The organism is Kineococcus vitellinus (genome assembly GCF_009906315.1).
GTDB lineage: Bacteria > Actinomycetota > Actinomycetes > Actinomycetales > Kineococcaceae > Kineococcus > Kineococcus vitellinus.
Window position 1 is genome coordinate 1 of record NZ_JAAALL010000562.1, and the last position, 1,198, is coordinate 1,198.

At 78.5% G+C, this 1,198-nt stretch carries 1 protein-coding gene; it reads right to left on the minus strand.

Features of this window, described 5'->3' with window-relative positions:
- Positions 1 to 28: 28 nt before the first annotated feature.
- On the minus strand, positions 29 to 1,156 hold the full coding sequence (locus tag GTQ99_RS23410; RefSeq protein ID WP_166618042.1) for an FAD-dependent oxidoreductase: 1,128 nt from the start codon (positions 1,154 to 1,156) through the stop codon (positions 29 to 31).
- Between the last annotated feature and the right edge of the window lie 42 nt (positions 1,157 to 1,198).

Consider the following 1,198-nt stretch of genomic DNA (forward strand, 5'->3'; position numbering starts at 1 on the left):
TTCCGCGTCCGCCGCTGAACCCCCGGGTTCAGCGGCGGACGCGGAACGCGCTGGGGACCGCACCGGTCCCCAGCGCGGCGTCCGCGGCGAGCACGCCGAGCACCGGCGCGAACTTCGCCCCGTGCCCCGAGCACGGCGACAGCACCGTCACCCCGTCCACCCCGTCGACGACGAAGTCCTCGGTCGGGGTGCTCGTGAACAGGCACGTCGTCTCCGCGTACGGCTCGGGCACCAGCCCCGGCAGGTAGCGGCGCACGTGCTCGACGACCCGCGCGCGGTTGGCCGGGTCGATCAGGCCGGTGCGGGCGGCCGCGGACGGCAGGACGCGACCGCCGTCGTAGACGGCGACCTTCTGCCCGCGGAAGCCCGCGTCCCGCCCGCCGGGCAGCGCGTACACGCTCGTCCCGGCGGGTTCGTGGATGATCGTCGGCCACCGCTCGCCCGGGGCGGCGTCCTCGCGGTAGGGGAAGTGGAACGCGTTCTCCTCGCGCACCTGCAGCGGCGGGAGCGCGTCGAGGAACGCCCGCGGCAGCTCCAGGGCGCCCAGCAGGTCCGGCAGCCACCCGCCGGCGGCGACGACGACGCGCTGCGCGCCCAGGGTGCGGCCGTCCTCGGCGTGCGCGGTGAACCCCGAGCGGGTGCGCTCCAGGCGCCGCAACGGCCAGCCGGTGAGCACCTGCGCGCCGTGGGCCCGGGCGGCGGCGACCATGGCGTGCACGGTCGACTCCGCGTCGAGCACCCCGCCGGCGGGGTGGTAGAGCACGTCGGAGTCGACCGCGATGCCGGGCCAGCGCTCGCGGGCGCGCGAGCGCGGGACGAGCGCGTGCTCGACCCCCGCCGCGGCCAGGACCGCGGCCAGGGCGTGCGGGTCGCGGCCGGCCCCGAGGTCGAGGGCTCCGGTGCGCCGCACGAGCGGGGCGCCGTGCAGCTCCTCCAGCTCCGCCCAGCCCGGCTCGGCGGCCAGCAGCAGCTCGACGTAGGTGCGCTCGGCGTAGGCGTAGCGCAGGATGCGCGCCGAGCCGTGCGAACTGCCCTGCGCGCCGGCCGGTTCGCCGCGCTCCACGAGCACGACCTCGTGGCCGCGCTGGGCCAGCCGCCAGGCCGCCGAGGCGCCCGCCAGGCCGGCGCCCACGACGAGGAAGCGGACGGGGGTCACGGCGCCAGTCTCCCTCGCCCCCACCCCGCCCCGGTCCCGGCC